Raw genomic sequence first — 19,074 nt, 5'->3', positions numbered from 1 at the left:
AACAACCGCCTTCAAGGTTTAAGGCCTATTAACGTCATGCTGATATTGGCGGACGCGCATGAGTGAATCGATCCTCTCCCCCGGCATCGACCCGCCGTCGCCGACGCTGTCGGCGCGCCTGCGCGAAATGGCGGATTATCTGGCCGCGCCTGCCGCGGGCCGGTTGACCGAGGAGCAGCGCGCCTTGTCGCTGGGGATCGCGCGGCGGATGGTCATCGACGTCGCGGCGCGGCTCGATCCCGCTATCGACCCCGCCGCATTGTGGAACGAATGGCTGCGCAGGGGATTGCCCTCCGCCACGCGCATCGCCGGCGTCTGCTTCGCGCGCGCCGAGGAGCATCGCTGGCGCGAACAATCGGCGCAGCGCAGCAGTCCCCCCCCGCTGCTGTCCGAGCCCGAAGCGGGGAATGACGAGAGCCCTGTTATCGGAGAAGAACTTTCCGATGTCGCCCGCGCCTATCTGGCGGTGCAGATCGCCGACCGCCGCCGGTTCGACGCGCTCGGCAATCCGGCGATCGCGATTCCCGACCTCGATGGCGAGATTTTCCGGGCGCTGCTGCTCGATATCGCGGCTTGGCGCCTTGCCGAAGTGAGCAAGGACGCCAAGCGCGCCGCCCGATTGGGCGACGCGGTTCGCGCCGAAACCGACCGCCAGGCGGCGGAAAGCGGAATCGCCGAGGCGGGCCGCGCCTATTATGCCGTGCTGGGCGCCGATGCGGCCGATGCCGCGGCGTCCGCGATCGCGCGGCACGACTGGCCGGTGCTGATCGCGCTCGCGGCCGCCGCGCATCGCCGCGGCTACGACGACATGGCGCTCGCGCTGTTGACCGCCGAGAGCGCGGCGCTGCCCTCGCTGTTCGCGCCGCTGCGGCTCGATCATATGGCGCTGGCGCCGATCGAAGCCTCGCTGGCGATGCTGCCGGCGCGCGCGGTGAGCGACGCCGACCAGGACGAATTTCCAACCGCGGGGCCCGCACGGTGAACGAGCGCGTCATCCGCGGCCGCATCGACCGGTCGGGCGCGCTGGTCAGCGCCGACGCGCCGCTGCTGCGCCTGCAACAGCGCGCGGGCGCGGGACTCGACAAGCCGCTCGCGCTGCCGCATCTCGCGCGCCTCGTCACGCTCGCGCAGCGATTGCACCGCGATATCAGCCGGCCGCTCTACGCCGCCGACGATCATAGCGACATCCACGCGCTCGTCCGCATCACCCCCGACGCCGACGGCGCGAGCCTCGAGATCACCGACTGGCGCGCGCGGCCGCTGGTCCAGCCGCAGACACCGGCGATTGCCGAAGGGGCTGTGGTTCCCCAAAGCTGGGCATGGGAATGCGACCAGCAGCTGCGTATCGTCGCGCTGCGCGCTGCGCCCGATGCCCCGCCGGTCCCCGAAGGCTGGGAAGGGCGCTCGCTTTCCGAACTGTTCGAACTGCAACCCGACGACGACGGCCGTTTCCCAGTGCTGCGCGGTCTGGCGCGGCAGGCGCGGTTCGACGGCCAGCGTGTCCGCGCCGCGAAGATGGCGATGGAGCTTGCCGGAGAAGCGCTGTTCGACGCGACCGGGCGCTTCACCGGCTTTCGCGGGAGCGCGGTCGTCGCCGAAGTGCCATCGGGGGGCGAACAAAAGACGGGCGCGCTCGTCGATCCCGCGTTCGGATCGCTGCCGCTGTCGGATCCGCAGTTCGGCCGCCGCATCGACGGCGCGCTGCGCGGGCCATTGAGCCGCATCATTGCGACGGCGGAGACGATTTCGGGGCAATTCGACGGGCCGATCCGCGCCGATTATGCGCGCTACGCCGGCGACATCGCGCATGCGGGGCGGCATCTGCTCGGCCTCGTCGACGACCTCGCCGACCTGCAGAATATCGAACGTCCCGGGTTCAAGGCGGCGCGCGACGAAATCGATCTGGGCGATCTCGCCCGCCGCGCGGTGGGCCTGCTCGGCATGAAGGCCGAGGAAAAGGGTATTCGCATCGACGCGCCGCGCACCGACGACCGGGCGCCGGCTTTTGGCGAGTTCCGCCGCGTGCTGCAGGTGCTGCTCAACCTGCTCGGCAATGCGATCCGCTATTCGCCCGAAAATTCGCAGATATGGATCCGCGTCGACCGCGAAGACGACCGCGCGACGGTGACCGTTGCCGATCAGGGGCAGGGGATCGACGCCGAACAGCAGGCGGTGGTGTTCGAGAAATTCGAACGGCTCGGGCGCACCGACAGCGGCGGATCGGGACTGGGGCTTTACATCGCCCGCCGGCTGGCGCGTGCGATGGACGGTGACCTGACGGTCGACAGCGCGCCGGGGCAGGGGGCGCGCTTTACCCTGAGCCTGCCGGCACGGGATGGCGGTTGAGCAGCTGATCCGTCGCCCCCGCGAAGGCGGGGGCCGCTGGAACGGGTGCGCAAGGCCGATTGCGGGTTCAAATTATCCGCCCGCGCCCTATTGCCCATATCCCGGCGTGCCCGCCAACCGCACTGCCTCGCGTGCCGCCGCGAACAGCGCGCCGGCCTTGGCCTCGCACTCGCGCTGTTCATAGGCGGGGTCGCTGTCGGCGACGATGCCCGCGCCGGCCTGAACGTGCATTTCGCCGTCCTTGACGATCGCGGTGCGCAGCACGATGCAGCTGTCCATATTGCCGTCGGGCGCGAAATAGCCGACGCCGCCGGCGTAAGGCCCGCGCGCGTCGGCTTCGAGTTCAGCGATGATCTGGCAGGCGCGCACTTTAGGCGCGCCGCTCACCGTGCCCGCGGGGAAGCCCGCGAACAGCGCGTCGATCGCATCCTTGCCCGGCGCGATGCGGCCGATGACGTTCGAGACGATGTGCATGACGTGGCTGTAGAATTCGACCGTATAGCTGTCGGTGACCGTCACGCTGCCGCCGATCGCCGCGCGGCCGACGTCGTTGCGGCCGAGGTCGAGCAGCATCAGATGTTCGGCGCGCTCCTTGGGGTCGGCGAGCAGGCTCTCGCGATTTTCGGCGTCCTCGGCGCTCGTGCGCCCGCGCGGGCGGGTGCCGGCGATCGGGCGGATCGTGATCTCGCCGTCGCGCACCCGGACGAGGATCTCGGGCGACGAGCCGATCAGCGCGAAGCCGGGCAGGTCGAGGAAATAGAGGAAGGGCGAAGGGTTCACGCGGCGGAGCGCGCGATAGAGGTCGAAGGGCGGCAGGTCGAAGGGGGTCGAGAAGCGCTGCGACAGCACGACCTGAAAAATGTCGCCGGCGGCGATATAATCCTTCGCCGCCGCGACCATGTCGGCGAAATGCGCCGGCGTGGTGGCGGGGTTCGCCGCGATCGCCTCGGGCAGCGTAGCGGTCGCCGCGCGATCGGCGTGCGCGCTGGCGCTCGACAGGCGCGCGGCGATGGTTTCGAGACGATCCTGCGCGGCGTCGATCATCCGGTCGATCGCGCCCTTGGCGTCGGGCCAGATCGGCGCGATCAGGAACAGTTCGTCGGCGAGGCGGTCGAAGACGAGGATCACCGTCGGGCGCACGAATATCATGTCGGGCAGGCCGAGGCCCGCCCCCGGCGCGCGCGGGATGCGCTCGACGAGGCCGATCGTTTCATAGGCGAAGAAGCCGACGAGCGTCGCGAGCGCCTTCGGCAGCCCCTCGGGCACGTCGAAGCGGCATTCGGCGACGAGGTCGCGAAGCGCCTGCAGCGCGCCGGTTTCGAGCGGCGCGAAAGCGGTGCGGTCGCGGCGCCAGTCGCGGTTGATCCGCGCGGCGTCGCCTTTGACCTCGAACATCAGGTCGGGGTCGAGCCCGATCAGGCTGTAGCGTCCGCGCGTCTCGCCGCTTTCGACCGATTCGAGGACCCAGTCGCCGCGGCCCGGCTCGATGAGCTTGAGCGCCGCCGAGACGGGGGTTTCGACGTCGGCGATGAGGCGCTGCCAGACGACCGCGCCGCGGCCCCGCGCCAGCGCCTCGAGCGCCGCGGCTCTTCCTTCGAGGCTCACCCTTATTCGACGACCGGCGCGTTGCCGGTGAGTTCGGCGCGCAGCTGGGCGACGAGATCCTTGTTGATCGTCACGCCGACGCGGCGCTTCGCCTCGGCGGCAAGCTGTTCGATCAGCTCGTTGCCGAAAGCGGGGGCGAGCGGCTGGGCGATCGCGGCGACGCGTTGCGGCTCGATCGCTTTCGGATCGGGACGCTGCACGTCGTTGAGCGCGATGACCATCCAGCCGCGATTGCCCGGGATTTCGAGCGTCTTGACGCTGTTCTTCGCCATCGAGAAAAGGAGGGCGAGTTCGGGCGGAACGGGCTTGCCGTCGGCGCCAAGCTCGGCTCGGCGGCCGCCGATCGCCTGCACGCTGCCGATGTTCGGCCCCGCCGCGGCAACCGCTTCATTGAGGCTCTTGCCGCCCTCGACCGCTTTCACGATCGCGCGCGCCTTGTCGCGGGCGACTTTCTGCCCTTCGGCAAAACGCCATTCGCTGAGCAGGTCGGCGCGGATCTGCGCGAAGGGCGGCGGCGCCGCGGCGACGATCGACTTCACCGCGTAGACGGCGAATTTCTCATTCTCGACGATCGTCGCGATATGGCCTTCGCCTTCGCCCGCGGCCTGGAACGCCTGCGCGACGAGCGGAGCGAGTTCGGGCGCGGGCACGAAAGCGGGCTGGCCGGGCGCGCGGCCGCTCGGCAGCAGCGCGGGGGTTTCGACGAGCTGGAGCTTGCGGTCGGCGGCGATTTCCTCGACCGAAGCGCTGCCGTTCACGGCATCCTGAATCGCGTTGTAATAATCGACGATCGCTTCGTTCGCCTTGTTCTTGGCGAGTTCGGTGCGGATCTCTTCGCTTGCCTGAGCGAGGGTGCGCGCGGGCTTGGCGGTGACATCCTCGACGCGCGCGACGGTCCAGCCGAGGCCGGTCTGCGTCGGCCCGACCACATCGCCGCGCTGCGCCGCGAAAGCGGCCTTCGCGGCGGCGGCGGTCGTCGTCGCGGCATAGGCCGATTCGGTCAGGTCGCCGGTGGTCGAGGCCGAAAGCCCCGCCGCCTGCGCCGCCGCGGCGAGCGAGGTGCCGCCGCGCACCTTCGCGGCGAGCGCGTTCGCTGCCGCCTGGTCGGGGAGGATTACCTGCGCGAAGCGGCGCGTTTCGCTTGCGGCATATTGCGCGGCATTGTCCTTGTAGACCTTGGCGATTTCGGCGTCGGTGACCGCGGGAACGGGAACCGCGGCGCGGTCGAACAGCGCGTATTGGACCACTCGGCGTTCGGGCACGGTGAACTTCGCCTTGTTCTGCGACAGGAAGGTCTGGAGCGCCGCGTCGCCGGGGTCGGCGGTCGGCGCGAAGGGGCTGGCGGGAATGAAGGTCGCCTGACCGCGACGCTGTTCGAGGAGCAGCGCGGCATAGGGCTGCGCCATGCCGAGCGCGATGCGCGGCATCTGGGCGATCGGCGCGGCGAGCTGTTCGACCAGGAGCTGCTGGCGCAGGTCGCGGCGCAGCTGCGCCTCGCTGATCCCGTTCTGGCGCAGGAAATTCTCGAACACCGTCTGGTCGAACTTGCCCGACACCCCGGCGAACGCGGGCAGGTCGGCGATGCGGCCGTCGATCAGCCGCTTGCTGACGCCGAAACCCAATTCGGTCGCGAACTGGTCGAAGGCCGATCCTTCGACGAGCTGATCGAGCACCTGGTCGAGCCCGCCCGATTCGACGAAGGCGGCCATCGTCAGCCCGGGCTGGTCCTGCCGCGCCTGATTATAGGTCTGACGGACGCGCTCGCGCAGTTCGCCGACACCGATATTCTCACTGCCGACCTTCGCGACATTGGCGCCGCCGATCCCGCCGAAGGTCGAGTTGCCGGTGACGTCGCTGAGCGCAAAGGCGACCCCGACGAGCACGACGAAGGCGAGGGCGAGGAATTTGCCGATCGTCGAGGAAAACATGGCGCGAATGGCGGTGATCATGAAGCGGGCATTCTTTCCGGCAGGGCGCGGGTAAGCGCGATTGCGCGCTGCTTTAGAGGCGCGGCGGTGCGGTATCAAGGCTGGAAGGGGTTTTCGTGGGCGTGTGACGCGTCTTGCCTATGCCGCCCGCGCGCCGCTAGGGGCGATGGCAAGGTTTGAATAGTCGGAGAGGCGAATAGATGACGCGTCGCAAATATGTGGTCGGCAACTGGAAGATGAACGGATTGTCGGGCTCGCTCGCCGAGGCGCAGGCGATCTTCGCCGCGGCGGCGGATCATCCGGGCGTCGATGTCGCACTCTGTCCGCCCTTCACGCTGATCGGGCCGATGGTTGCGGCGGCGCCGGGCGGCGTGGTCGGCGGGCAGGATTGCCACAGCGCGGCTTCAGGCGCCTTCACCGGGTCGGTCGCGGCGCCGATGCTCGCCGACATCGGCGCGCGCGTCGTGATCGTCGGGCATAGCGAACGGCGCGAAGGCTTCGGCGAAAGCGACGTCGAGGTACGCGGCAAGGCCGAAGCCGGACTGGCCGCCGGATTGTCTGTGATCCTTTGTGTCGGCGAGCCGCGCGACGTGCGCGAATCGGGCGGGGCGATCGACTATGTGCTGGCGCAGATCGCGGATTCGGTGCCCGACGCTTTCGATGCGCAGCGCCTTGCCATCGCATATGAGCCTATCTGGGCGATCGGGACGGGGCTGGTTCCCACCGTGGCCGATGTGGCGGCGATGCACGGCGCGATCCGCGGCGCGCTCGCGGCGCGTTTCGGAGACGCCGCCGAGCAAATGCGCATTCTTTATGGCGGATCGGTCAATGGCGACAATGCGGCCGAGCTGCTCGGCGCGGGCGATGTCGACGGCGCGCTGGTCGGTGGAGCGAGCCTGACGGCAGCGAAGTTCGTGCCGATCGTGGCGGCTGCAACGGAGTTGGGTTGATCAATTCCGTCGCCCCCGCGAAGGCGGGGGCCGCAATCGACCTAGCGAACCTCTCCAGCGGCCCCCGCCTTCGCGGGGGCGACGATTAGGTATGGGTTGAAGCGAAGCCGCTTCATCTCTATGTGCGCCGCGTGCGCGGTCCGTGTGAGGCCGCGCAAGTTCGGGAAATCATGATGTCCAGCCTTTTCACCTTCATACTCGTCCTGCAGGCGCTCGTCGCCGCGGTGATGATCGGCGTCATCCTGATGCAGAAGTCCGAAGGTGGCGGTCTGGGCGTCGGCGGCAGCCCCGCGGGCCTGCTGTCGGCGCGCGGCGCGGCGGACTTCATGACTCGCGCGACAACGGTCCTCGCGACGGCGTTCGTCGCGCTGTCGATCCTGCTCGCGGCGATGGCCTCGGTCGGCCGCAGCGGGTCGACGATCGACACCTCGCTGTCGAAATCGGCGCAGACGAGCGGTGCGGCCCCCTCCTCGTCGCTGACCGGCCCGGCGCAGCAGGCGCCCGCAAATGCGGCGCCGGCCCCGGCGAGCGACGATCCGCTGGCGGCTGCGGCCGCCGCGGCGGCAAGCCAGGAAGCCGCTCCGGCACCGGCGCAGGCACCCCCCGCCAAGAAATAACCGGCGGCTTCGGCCTCCGACCCAACCCGCACGGCGGAAATATTTTCCGTGCGCGCGATTCGACGGCTTGCGCCGTCCCCCTCCCGTTGAGTAAGTCTTTCCTCCCATGGCGCGGTTCATTTTTATCACCGGCGGCGTGGTCTCCTCGCTTGGCAAAGGTTTGATGGCAGCTAGCCTCGCAGCCTTGTTGCAGGCGCGTGGCTATCGCGTCCGTATCCGGAAGTTCGATCCCTATCTGAATGTCGATCCGGGCACGATGTCGCCCTATCAGCACGGCGAGGTCTATGTGACCGACGACGGGGCGGAGACGGACCTCGACCTCGGCCATTACGAGCGTTTCACCGGCGTTGCGGCGCGGCAGAGCGACAATGTCACCTCGGGCCGCATCTATCAGGGTATCATCGCCAAGGAACGCCGCGGCGACTATCTGGGCGCGACGGTGCAGGTCGTCCCGCACGTCACCGACGCGATCAAGGAATTCGCGCGCGCCGAGACCGACGATCTCGATTTCGTGCTGTGCGAGATTGGCGGCACGGTCGGCGACATCGAATCGCTGCCCTTCATCGAGGCGATCCGCCAGCTCAAGAACGAGGTCGGACGCGAAAACGCGATCTCGGTCCATGTCACGCTGGTTCCGTACATCGCAGCCGCGGGCGAATTGAAGACCAAGCCGACGCAGCATAGCGTGCGCGAACTCGCGTCATTGGGCGTCCAGCCCGATATATTGCTCTGCCGCTGCGAAAAGCCGCTGCCCGAGACCGAACGCGCGAAAATCGCGCAATTCTGCAACGTCCGCAAGGAAGCCGTGATCCCGGCGCTCGACGCCGACAGCATCTATTCGGTCCCCGTCCAATATCATGGCGAGGGGCTGGACAGCGAAGTGCTGCACGCCTTCGGTATTCACGACGCGCCCGCGCCCGATCTGACGCGCTGGTACGACATCATGGACCGCAAGCAGCATCCCGAGGGCGAGGTCACGATCGGCGTTGTCGGCAAATATGTGTCGCTGCCCGACGCGTATAAGTCGCTCAACGAAGCACTGGTCCATGGCGGCATGGCGCACCGGGTCAAGGTCAATATCCGCTGGCTCGACGCCGAAATGTTCGAGCGCGACGAGGATCTCGCCGCCAATCTCGAGCCGATGCACGGCATTCTCGTCCCCGGCGGCTTCGGCGAGCGCGGGTCCGAAGGCAAGATTTCGAGCGTGCGCTTCGCGCGCGAACGCGGCGTGCCCTTCTTCGGCATCTGCCTCGGCATGCAGATGGCGTGCATAGAGGGCGCGCGGAACACCAGTGGCATCGAAGATGCGTCGAGCACCGAATTCGGGCCAACGGGCGAGCCGGTCGTCGGCATGATCACCGAATGGATGAGCGACGAAGGCCTGCAGAAGCGCGGCGCCGATACCGATCTGGGCGGAACGATGCGCCTCGGCGCCTATGAAGCGAAGCTGTCGCCGAACAGCCATGTCGCGAGCGTCTATGGCGCCAACGACATCAGCGAGCGCCACCGCCATCGTTACGAGGTCAACGGCGCCTATCGCGAGCAACTCGAAAAGGGCGGGCTCGTCTTTTCGGGCATGTCGCCCGACGGCATGCTGCCGGAAATCGTTGAGCGCCCGGACCATCCGTGGTTTATCGGGGTGCAGTTCCACCCGGAACTCAAGTCGAAGCCGTTCGACCCGCATCCTTTGTTCGCGGGATTCATCGAAGCGGCGGTGAAGCAGAGCCGGCTGGTTTAGAACGACGTAAAGGGGTGCAGGGGCAGATGGATCACGCGAAACTCGCCGAGTTGCAGGGCCCCGACAGCATCTTTTCCGGCCTGACGATCGAGGATTGGGCCGAAATCGCGCGCCGCGCGGTGCAGGTCAATTTCGTCAAGGGCAAGGAGTTGCTCGTCCAGGGCGACCCGGGCGACATGATGCTGATCCTGACCGAAGGCACCGCGCGCGTGTCGATGCTGACCTCGGGCGGCCGCGAAATCGTGCTCGCCTATGCCGAACCCGGCGCGGTGCTCGGCGAGATCGCGCTGCTCGACGGCGGCGAGCGCACCGCATCGGTGACCGCGACGAGCGCGGGGAGCGCGCTCCAGCTCGGCCGCAACGCGCTCAAGGACTTCGCCGCAAGCCATCCCGAATTCACCTGGTCGCTGATGCAGCAGCTCGCACGGCGGCTGCGCACCGCCGACCAGACGATCGAGAGCGACCGCGCCTATGCGTCGGGCCCGCGGCTGGCGCGCTATCTGAAACGGCTGATCCGCAAGGATGTCGAGGTGTCGCAGCGCGTCGAGCTGAGCCAGACCGAACTCGGCAATTTCGCGGGCATGAGCCGCGAGCATATCAACCGCCAGCTCAAGAGCTGGGAGGAATCGGGGGTGATCTCGCTTGAGCAGGGCCGCGTGCGCGTGCTCGATGCGGAGATGTTGGAGGATATCAGCGAAAGCGAGGGGTAGTTTATCCGTCGCCCCCGCGAAGGCGGGGGCGCTGGAGCCCTGATCCCGCATAGACGGCGTAAACCGACAACGGCCCCCGCCTTCGCGGGGGCGACGCTTCGCGTCGGAATCACAACGCCCGGGCCTCGTTTTGCGAGACCCGGGCGCCTGTGACGAACATCGCCATCCCCCTTGTTGCAGGCCTGGCGAAAGGCCTGCACTCCCTGGAGCCGGGCCTTTGGGCCGCGTTGAACCAGAAGCCTTGGGGTAGGTCTTGGGGGCCGCTTTGTCACCCTCTCACGGCCAGTTGGGCCCGATTTTGCGGGCCGCTGTGACCTATGGGCAACACATTCATATAATCATTTGGGGTTTGGCGTCTCGCTCGCGCCCATTGCCAGCGGTGTTTGACCTGCCTAAAGCGGCGCTATGCGTGTAACTGCCCATGCGCCGCAAAGGCCGATCGCTTCATGATCCTGCGTCCGTACGAGCGCACCATCTTCAAACGCTATTTGCTTCCGCAGCGCGGCGAGGGGTTCATCTTCGTAGCGGCGGCGTTCAGCTTCACCGCGGTGATGCTGGGCGTCGCGGCGCTGGTGATCGTGATGAGCGTGATGAACGGCGTGCGCAGCGACCTGTTCGACAAGATCGTCGGGCTGAACGGCCATGCGGTCGTCCAGGGTTTCGGCGGGCGGATCGACGATTGGCAGGAGGTGCTGAAGCAGGCGCGCGCGACATCGGGGGTCACTTCGGCAACGCCGCTGATCGAGCAGCCCCTGCTTGCAACCTTCAGCGGGCGGGTCGAAGGCGTGCTCGTGCGCGGCATGACGGTTCCCGACATTCGGAGCAACGAGACGCTGGGCGGCAAGGTGCTCCAAGGCAGTCTGAACAGCCTGACGGCGGGTTCGGGCAACGTCGCGATAGGTAGCGAGCTGGCGCGCAATTTGGGGGCGCAGGTCGGGTCGAACGTGACGATCATCAATCCGCAAGGCCGATCGACGCCGTTCGGGACGGTCCCGCGTGAGATCAGCTACCGCGTGTCGGCGATTTTCGAGATCGGCGTCTATGATTTCGACAAGGCCTATATCGTCATGCCGATGGAGGATGCGCAGTTGCTGCTCCTCACCGGCGATGCGGTGCAGATGATCGAGGTCAAGGTGACGGACCCCGACAAGGTTGGCGAGATATTGCAGCCGCTGGCCGAAAAGCTCGCAGCCAAAGCGGTCGTGTCCGATTGGCGATCGATGAACGCGAGCCTGTTCGAGGCGTTGTCGATCGAGCGCGTTGCGATGTTCGTCATCCTGTCGCTGATCATCCTTGTCGCGTCGTTCAACATCATCTCGTCGTTGATCATGCTGGTACGCGCGAAGACGCGCGACATGGCGATTTTGCGGACGATGGGCGCGCCGCGCGACGCGGTGATGCGCATCTTCATGGCGATCGGGCTGTCGATCGGCATTGCGGGCACGATCGCGGGACTGATCGTCGGCTTCGCGCTGCTCTATTTCCGGCAAGGCGTGCTGCGCGGGGTCGAATTCCTCACCGGCCAGCCCTTGTGGGATCCGTCGATCCGCTTCCTGACCGAATTGCCGTCGAAGCCCGACCCGGTCGAGATCACCGCGATCGTGATCATGGTGATCGTGTTCAGCTTCCTCGCGACGCTCTATCCCGCCTACAAGGCCGCGAATACCGACCCCGTGCAGGTGCTGCGTTATGAATGATGTCGCGCTGGAACTGGTCGAGCTGAAGCGCAGCTTCACGCAGGGCGACGTCACCATCGAGGTGCTGCGCGGCGTCAATGCGTCGCTGCGCCGCGGCGAGATCGTCGCACTGCTCGGCCCCTCGGGATCGGGCAAGTCGACGATGCTGCAGGCGGTCGGGCTTCTCGAAGGCGGCTTCGGCGGCACGATCCGCATCGACGGCGAGGATGTCACGCGCTTCGCGCAGGGCGAGCGGACGAAGACGCGGCGCGAGAAGATCGGCTTCGTCTATCAGTTCCACCATTTGCTGCCCGATTTCAACGCGATCGAGAATGTCGTGCTGCCGCAGCTCATTCGCGGCGCGGGGCAGGCGGATGCCGAAGAGCGCGCGGCCGATTTGCTCGGACGGCTGGGGCTCGGCGAGCGATTGCACCACAAGCCGAGCAAGCTGTCGGGCGGCGAGCAGCAGCGTGTCGCGGTGGCGCGCGCGCTGGCGAACCGGCCCTTGCTGGTGCTCGCAGACGAGCCGACGGGCAACCTCGACGAGGCGACGGCGGACCGCGTGTTCGACCAGTTCGTCGGTCTTGTGCGCGATCATGGCTCGGCGGCGCTCGTCGCGACGCATAACGAGCGGTTGGCGGCGAAGATGGACCGCGTGCTCCGCTTGCACGAAGGGCATATCGAGGCGTAGGCTGACGCCGGCAGGAGGGGACCGATTATGGCGCTTTACGATCTTTCGGCGAAATTGCCCGGCGGCGGGACGCAGTCGCTTGCGGATTATCGCGGCAAGGTGCTGCTGATCGTCAACACCGCATCGAAATGCGGCTTCACCCCGCAATATGAGGGGCTGGAAGAGCTGTACCGCGACTATAAGGATCGCGGGTTCGAGATACTGGCGTTTCCGTGCAACCAGTTCGGCGCGCAGGAACCGGGTGATGCCGAAGAGATCAAGAATTTCTGTTCGCTGACCTATGATGTCAGCTTTCCTTTGATGGCGAAGATCGACGTCAACGGCGATGATGCCGATCCGATCTTCAAGCATTTGAAGAAGGAAAAATCGGGGCTGCTCGGCAGCGGGATCAAGTGGAACTTCACCAAATTCCTCGTCGACCGCGACGGCAAGACGGTGTCACGGCACGCGCCGACGACGAAGCCCGAGCAATTGCGCAAAGAGATCGAGGAACTGCTGGGTTAGGCCTTGGCAGAATCACCGCTGTCACTGTAGCGTCATCCAATGGCCTACAGCCCCTTTGTTCCCCTGCGCGTCTTTTCCAGTTTCACCATGCTGGAGGGGGCGATCGAGCCCAAGGCGATTGCGAAAGCCGCGCGCGAACGCGGGTTTCCGGCGATCGCGGTCGCCGACCGCAACGGGCTCTATGGCGTCATGGCCTTTGGCGAGGCGTGCAAGGCGGCGGGGGTGCAGCCGATCGTCGGAACCTTGCTCAGCGTCGCGCGGCCCGGGCAGCGGCTGGCGAACGGCGCGCCGCTGATCGACTGGCTCGCGCTCTATGCGCAGGACGATGCGGGATATGACAATCTGTGCGCGCTCGTGTCGGCGGCGCATCTTGGCCGCCCCGTTGAGCAGGATCCGCATGTGCTGCTGTCCGACATAGCGGGCAAGACCGACGGGTTGATCTGCCTGACCGGCGGTGGCGAGGGCGCGCTTGCGCGGCTGCTCGCGGGCGAGCAGAAAAGCGCGGCCGACGATTATGTCGAGCAGCTCGAAGCCTTGTTCGGCGGGCGGCTCTACATCGAACTGTCGCGGCGCGGCGATCAGGCCGAGATCGCGGCCGAAGCGGCGCTGATCGATCTGGCCTATGCGCGCGCGCTGCCGATCGTCGCGACCAACCCCGCGAATTTCGTCGAGCCGCAATTCCATCCCGCGCACGATGCGATGCTGTGCATCGCGCAGTCGGCCTATGTCGAAAGCGAGGATCGCCGCGTGTCGAGCCCCGAGGCGTGGCTGAAGCCCGCCGAGGCGATGGAGGACGCTTTCTCCGACCTGCCCGAGGCGATCCGCAACACGCTGGTCGTCGCGCAGCGCTGCGCGTTCATGGCGCCGAAACGCAAGCCGATCCTGCCGAGCCTTGCGGGCGACCGCGAGGGCGAAGCGGCGCAACTCAAGGCCGACGCGCACGCGGGGTTGGCGGCGCGGCTCGCGCACTATCCGGACCTCTCCGACGAAGACCGCGAAGCCTATGTCACGCGGCTCGATTTCGAGGTCGACGTCATCACGCAAATGGGTTTTCCCGGCTATTTTCTGATCGTTGCCGACTTCATCAAATGGGCGAAGGCGCACGATATTCCGGTAGGGCCGGGGCGCGGTTCGGGCGCGGGCAGCGTCGTCGCCTGGGCGCTGACGATCACCGATCTCGATCCGCTGAAGCTCGGCCTGCTCTTCGAACGCTTCCTCAATCCCGAACGCGTGTCGATGCCCGACTTCGACATCGATTTCTGCGAAACGCGACGCGGCGAGGTGATCCGCTATGTGCAGGAGAAATACGGCCGCGACACCGTCGCGCAGATCATCACCTTCGGTAAGCTGAAGGCGCGCGCGGTGCTCAAGGACACGGGCCGTGTGCTCCAGATGAGCTATGGCCAGGTCGACCGGCTCGCGAAGCTGGTGCCGAACCATCCGACCGATCCATGGACGCTCGAACGCGCGCTGAATGGCGTCGCCGAGCTGATGACCGAATACAAGCAGGACGACGGGGTGCGGCGCCTGTTCGATATGGCGCGCCAGCTCGAGGGCCTGCCGCGGCACAGCTCGACCCACGCCGCCGGGGTGGTGATCGGCGACCGCCCGCTCGACCAGCTCGTCCCGCTCTATCGCGACCCGCGCTCGGACATGCCGGTGACGCAGTTCGACATGAAATATGTCGAGACCGCGGGACTGGTGAAATTCGACTTTCTGGGCCTCAAGACATTGTCGGTGCTGAAGGAAGCGAAGCGGCTGCTCGCGCTGCGCGGCGTGGACGTCGATCTCGACGCGCTCGCGTGGGATGATACGGCGGTTTACGAACTGCTCCAGCGCGGCGAGACGGTCGGGGTGTTCCAGCTGGAATCCGAAGGCATGCGGCGCACGCTGTCGGCGGTGAAACCGACCAATTTCGGCGACATCATCGCGCTCGTCGCGCTCTATCGCCCCGGCCCGATGGACAATATTCCGCTGTTCGGGGCGCGCAAGAACGGGCGCGAGAAGATCGCCTATCCGCACCCGCTGCTCGAAGGCATCCTCGCCGAAACCTATGGCATCTTCGTCTATCAGGAACAGGTGATGCAGGCGGCGCAGATACTGGCCGGCTACAGCCTCGGCGGCGCCGACCTCTTGCGCCGCGCGATGGGCAAGAAGGTCCAGGCCGAAATGGACGCGCAGCGCGAGACCTTCGTGAAGGGCTGCGGCGAGCATAACCAGATCGCGCCCAAGGCGGCGAACGAGCTGTTCGACTTGATCGACAAATTCGCGGGCTATGGCTTCAACAAGAGCCATGCTGCCGCCTATGCGCTGCTGTCGTACCAGACCGCATGGCTGAAGGCGCATTATCCGCACGAGTTTTTCGCCGCATCGATGTCGTTCGACAGCCACCAGACCGACAAATTGTCGATCTTCATCGACGATATGCGACGCCTCGACGTCGGAATCGCGCCGCCGTCGGTCAACGACAGCGAGGCCGATTTCTCGGTCGGGCGCGGCGATGAGGGGCTGACGGTCCGCTACGCGCTCGGCGCGCTCAAGGGCGTGGGTGAGAAGGCGATGGAGGCGCTCGTCGCCGAGCGGGCGAAGGGCGATTTCGTCTCGCTCGACGATTTCGCGAGCCGTATCGACCCCAAGCTGCTCAACCGGCGCCAGATCGAGGCGCTGGCGGCGGCGGGGGCGTTCGACTGTATCGAGCCCGATCGCCCGCGCGCCTTTGCCGGCGCCGAAAGTCTGCTCGCCTGCGCCAACAGTTCGGCGCACGAACGGTCGACGGGGCAGGGCGGGCTGTTCGGCGGCGACGTCGCGATTGCCCCGGCGCTGCAACTGCCCGCCGCCGAACCGTGGACGCTCGCCGAGCGGATGACGCGCGAGAAGGATGCTTTCGGCTTCTATTTCTCGTCGCACCCGGTCGAGCAATATGAGGCAATCGTCTCGGCGCGCGGCGCGCGCTCCTATGGCGACATCTGTGATAATGTCGAAATGTCGCCGGGCACGCGCATCCCGATGGTGATGGCGGCGATGGTCGAAAGCGCGCGCCCACGCGTATCGCAGCGCGGCAACCGCTTCCTCAACCTCACTTTGTCGGACCGCAGCGGCCAGTTCCAGTCGAGCTGCTTCGACGAAATCGCGGGCAAGACGCTCGAAGCGCTGGCGGCCGATGGCTGCTGTGCGATGCTGTCGGTCGAACTCGATCTGCTCGAAGGCGAGGAAACGCCGCGGGTCACCGTGCGCGGGGCGCAGTCGCTCGCCGATATGGCCGCGACCGCCGCGCTCCAGCTGACCTGCCGCGTCGACATGCCGGCGGCGATCGAGGACATCGCGCGGCTGATCGTCAAGCGCGACGATGCGAAGGGCCGGGTGATCGTCACCACGATCGATCCGCTGACCGATGACGAAATTCGCATCGAGCTCGGCCGCGGCTTCGCGCTCGGCCCCGACACGGTATCGCGGCTCGACATGATCGCGGGCGTGACCGAGCCCGCGCTGTCGCTCGTCGCGCCGCGCGAATTTCGGGTGCGCTGAGTTTCCTTCCCCCTTGCGTATCGGGGGTTTCCGACCCTATCCATTGCCGGCAACGATATATATTTGAGGATGCCGCACCATGGGAATGCAGGGCCAGCCGCTGCTCGTCACGAGCCTGATCGACCATGCCGCACGCGAACATGCGGGGCGCGAGATCGTTTCGCGATGGGCCGACGGCAGCATGACGCGATCAAACTGGGGAGAGGTCGGCGCCGACGCGCGGCGCTTTGCCGCCGCGATGGTGAAACTAGGGATGCAAAAGGGCGACCGTATCGCGACGCTGGCGATGAACCACGGCCATCATCTGGTCAGCTGGTACGGCACCGCGGGAATGGGCGGCGTGCTGCATACGGTGAACCCGCGGCTGTTCGACGAACAGCTGATCTATATCGTCAATCATGCCGAGGACCGCGTGCTGCTGTTCGACGCGATGTTCCTGCCGATCGTCGAGCGGCTTCGCCCGCAATTGCCGACCGTCGAGCATTTCATCCTGTTTGACGCCCCGGCGCGCGAGGGCTATCTTTCCTATCGCGACCTGATCGACGCGGAGGACGGCAGCTTCGAATGGGTTTCCCTTGATGAGCGCGATCCGGTCGGGCTTTGCTATACCAGCGGGACGACGGGCAATCCGAAGGGTGTGCTTTACGAGCATCGCTCGAACGTCATCCACGCGATCACGGAAATCCAGCCCGACGTGTTCGACATGTCGAACCGCAGCGTGATCCTGCCGATCGTGCCGATGTTCCACGCGAACAGCTGGGGCATTCCCTTTGCCGCCGCGACCGTCGGCGCGAAGCTGGTGTTTTCTGCGACCAACGACGCGCAGATACTGTGCGACCTGATGCACGATGAGGGCGTCACCCACAGCGCCGGCGTGCCGACGGTGTGGATCGCGATGTTCGCGCATATGGACGCGACAGGCATCGGCTATGGCAAGCTGCACCGCGTGATCATCGGAGGGTCGGCGTGCCCGCGCGCGATGATCGAACGGTTCATGACGGCGGGGATCGACGTCGGCCATGCGTGGGGAATGACCGAAACCTCGCCGATCGGGACGATGGGCAAACGGCCGTGGAACTGGGACGAGATGAGCTTTGACGAGCGTGTCGACATCGTCGCGCGGCAGGGCTGTCCGCCCTTCGGGGTCGAACTGCGCATCGTCGACGACGAGGATAAGGATCTGCCGCGTGACGGCGAGACGAGCGGGCGGCTGCAATGCCGCGGCCCGTGGATCATCCAGCGTTATTTCAAGGCCGATGCCGACGCGGCCGATGCCGACGGCTGGTTCGATACCGGCGACGTCGCGGTGCTGCATCCCGACGGGGTCATGCAGATCACCGATCGTGCGAAGGATGTGATCAAGTCGGGCGGCGAATGGATCAGCTCGATCGAGCTCGAAAACGCCGCGGTCGGCGCGCCGGGGGTGCAGGAAGCCGCGGCGGTCGGCGTCTATCATCCCAAATGGGACGAGCGGCCGATCCTGCTGATCGTGAAGAAGCCGGGCGCCGAGGTGAACGAGGCCGCGATCGTCGACTATCTCAAGGACAAGGTCGCCAAATGGTGGCTGCCCGACGAGATCGTCTTCGTCGACGAACTGCCGCACACCGCGACGGGCAAGATATTGAAGCGCCAGATTCGGGATGATTACAAGGATTATCGGCTGAGGTCGCTGGCGGAGGCCTAGAACAGCTCCATCTGGCCGTCGCGCTCGGGCGGGCGGAACAGGTCGCTGCGGATCGGCAGGAAGCTCCGGTCCATGCCATGTTCGCGCGCGGCGCGCTTGACGCGGGTGCGGATGAGCTGTGCCCAGACGCCATGGCCGCGCATGCGCGTGAAGAACTGGGCGTCGTTGTCGCGCCCGCCGCGGATGTCCTGCACCATGTGCATCACCTTGTCGGCACGGTCGGGGTAGTGCGCGGCGAGCCAGGCGCGGAACAGCGGCGCGACTTCGAACGGCAGGCGCATCAGGATATAGGAGGCGCGGATCGCGCCGGCTTCGGCGGCGGCGGCCATGATCGCTTCGATCTCGTGATCGGTGATCGCGGGGATGATCGGCGAGATATTGACCTGTGTCGGCACCCCGGCGTCGATCAGCTTGCGGATCGCGGCGAGGCGGCGGCGCGGAGGCGGCGCGCGCGGCTCGAGCGTGCGCGCGATGGCGGGGTCGAGCGTGGTCACCGACACCGCGACGCCGACCAGATTGTCGCGCGCCATGTCGGCGAGCAGGTCGATATCGCGGAGCACGCGGTCGGACTTGGTGGTGATGATCAGCGGATGCCGCGTTTCGGCGAGCACTTCGACCACCGAGCGGGTGATGCCCCATTCGCGCTCGATCGGTTGATAGCCGTCGGTGTTGGTGCCGATCGCGAGCGGCGCGACCTTGTAATTGCGCTTGGCAAGTTCGGCGCGGAGCAGCTTCGCGGCGTCGGGCTTGGCGAAGAGCTTGCTTTCGAAATCGAGCCCGGGCGAGAGGTCGTGAAAGGCATGCGTCGGGCGCGCGAAGCAATAGATGCAGCCATGCTCGCAGCCGCGATAGGGGTTGATCGAGCGGTCGAAGCCGACATCGGGCGAGGAATTGCGCGCGATGATCGTCTTTGGGTGCTCGACGGTGACCGTCGTGCGCAGCCGCGGCGCCTCGCCGTCGATCTCCTCGGCTAGGTCGAGCCAGTCGCCATCGGCCTCGCGGTCGAGCGATCCGGTGCGGGTCGGGCGCAAGTTGGTCGGGGCGCCGCGGCCCGCAATCGGGGGCAGGGGCTTTGGAGAGTCCATGGGTCGAGCATAGCT

General features: G+C 66.6%; 14 protein-coding genes. 11 read left to right on the top strand and 3 right to left on the bottom strand.

Going from position 1 to position 19,074, the window contains the following annotated elements; translation table 11 throughout:
* Nucleotides 1-58: 58 nt before the first annotated feature.
* Together VFG17_RS17055 and VFG17_RS17050 are read left to right on the top strand one after the other, a co-directional pair.
* Nucleotides 59-982 (top strand): hypothetical protein, encoded by a 924-nt coding sequence (locus VFG17_RS17055; RefSeq protein ID WP_325030556.1) that lies wholly within the window; start codon nt 59-61, stop codon nt 980-982.
* Complete coding sequence (locus VFG17_RS17050) at nt 979-2,346, top strand: HAMP domain-containing sensor histidine kinase (RefSeq protein ID WP_325030555.1); 1,368 nt, start codon at nt 979-981, stop codon at nt 2,344-2,346. Before VFG17_RS17055 ends, VFG17_RS17050 begins: the two co-directional genes overlap by 4 nt.
* Before the next feature lie 87 nt (nt 2,347-2,433).
* Here VFG17_RS17050 and trpE read toward each other — a convergent pair whose 3' ends face one another.
* The gene (trpE, locus tag VFG17_RS17045) at nt 2,434-3,951 is read right to left on the bottom strand and encodes an anthranilate synthase component I (protein WP_325030554.1); all 1,518 of its coding nucleotides are present in this window, start codon (nt 3,949-3,951) and stop codon (nt 2,434-2,436) included.
* A 2-nt stretch (nt 3,952-3,953) separates the two neighbouring features.
* Complete coding sequence (locus VFG17_RS17040; RefSeq protein WP_325030553.1) at nt 3,954-5,900, bottom strand: peptidylprolyl isomerase; 1,947 nt, start codon at nt 5,898-5,900, stop codon at nt 3,954-3,956.
* 179 nt (nt 5,901-6,079) lie between these two features.
* Between VFG17_RS17040 and tpiA the strand changes: the two genes are divergently transcribed.
* The 9 genes from tpiA (at nt 6,080) to VFG17_RS16995 (ending at nt 17,974) form a co-directional block, all read left to right on the top strand.
* Entirely contained in the window at nt 6,080-6,829 is a 750-nt protein-coding gene (tpiA, locus tag VFG17_RS17035) for a triose-phosphate isomerase (protein WP_325030552.1), read from the top strand.
* 170 nt (nt 6,830-6,999) lie between these two features.
* A complete protein-coding gene (gene secG, locus VFG17_RS17030; protein WP_325030551.1) occupies nt 7,000-7,446 on the top strand; it encodes a preprotein translocase subunit SecG in 447 nt (148 codons plus the stop codon).
* 106 nt (nt 7,447-7,552) lie between these two features.
* A complete protein-coding gene (locus tag VFG17_RS17025) occupies nt 7,553-9,184 on the top strand; it encodes a CTP synthase (protein WP_325030550.1) in 1,632 nt (543 codons plus the stop codon).
* A 26-nt stretch (nt 9,185-9,210) separates the two neighbouring features.
* Nucleotides 9,211-9,894 carry a Crp/Fnr family transcriptional regulator gene (locus VFG17_RS17020; protein ID WP_325030549.1) on the top strand — a complete coding sequence of 228 codons (684 nt, stop codon included), beginning with the start codon at nt 9,211-9,213 and terminating at the stop codon, nt 9,892-9,894.
* A gap of 446 nt (nt 9,895-10,340) precedes the next feature.
* Nucleotides 10,341-11,591: a lipoprotein-releasing ABC transporter permease subunit gene (locus tag VFG17_RS17015; RefSeq protein ID WP_325030548.1), complete on the top strand. Its 1,251-nt coding sequence runs from the start codon at nt 10,341-10,343 to the stop codon at nt 11,589-11,591.
* Nucleotides 11,584-12,261, top strand: a complete 678-nt coding sequence (locus VFG17_RS17010; RefSeq protein WP_325030547.1) for an ABC transporter ATP-binding protein — start codon at nt 11,584-11,586, stop codon at nt 12,259-12,261. Before VFG17_RS17015 ends, VFG17_RS17010 begins: the two co-directional genes overlap by 8 nt.
* Nucleotides 12,262-12,288: 27 nt before the next feature.
* A complete protein-coding gene (locus VFG17_RS17005; RefSeq protein ID WP_325030546.1) occupies nt 12,289-12,765 on the top strand; it encodes a glutathione peroxidase in 477 nt (158 codons plus the stop codon).
* Between the two features lie 39 nt (nt 12,766-12,804).
* Nucleotides 12,805-16,290: a DNA polymerase III subunit alpha gene (dnaE, locus tag VFG17_RS17000; RefSeq protein ID WP_325030545.1), complete on the top strand. Its 3,486-nt coding sequence runs from the start codon at nt 12,805-12,807 to the stop codon at nt 16,288-16,290.
* A gap of 79 nt (nt 16,291-16,369) precedes the next feature.
* Nucleotides 16,370-17,974, top strand: coding sequence for a long-chain fatty acid--CoA ligase (locus VFG17_RS16995; protein WP_325030544.1), 1,605 nt, complete (start codon nt 16,370-16,372; stop codon nt 17,972-17,974).
* Here VFG17_RS16995 and VFG17_RS16990 read toward each other — a convergent pair.
* Nucleotides 17,971-19,059, bottom strand: a complete 1,089-nt coding sequence (locus VFG17_RS16990; protein ID WP_325030543.1) for a PA0069 family radical SAM protein — start codon at nt 19,057-19,059, stop codon at nt 17,971-17,973. The genes VFG17_RS16995 and VFG17_RS16990 overlap by 4 nt on opposite strands.
* Nucleotides 19,060-19,074 lie beyond the last annotated feature (15 nt).

Source organism: Sphingopyxis sp., from assembly GCF_035686825.1.
Classification (GTDB): Bacteria; Pseudomonadota; Alphaproteobacteria; order Sphingomonadales; family Sphingomonadaceae; genus Sphingopyxis.
This window is presented reverse-complemented; position numbering and strand designations above follow the sequence as displayed.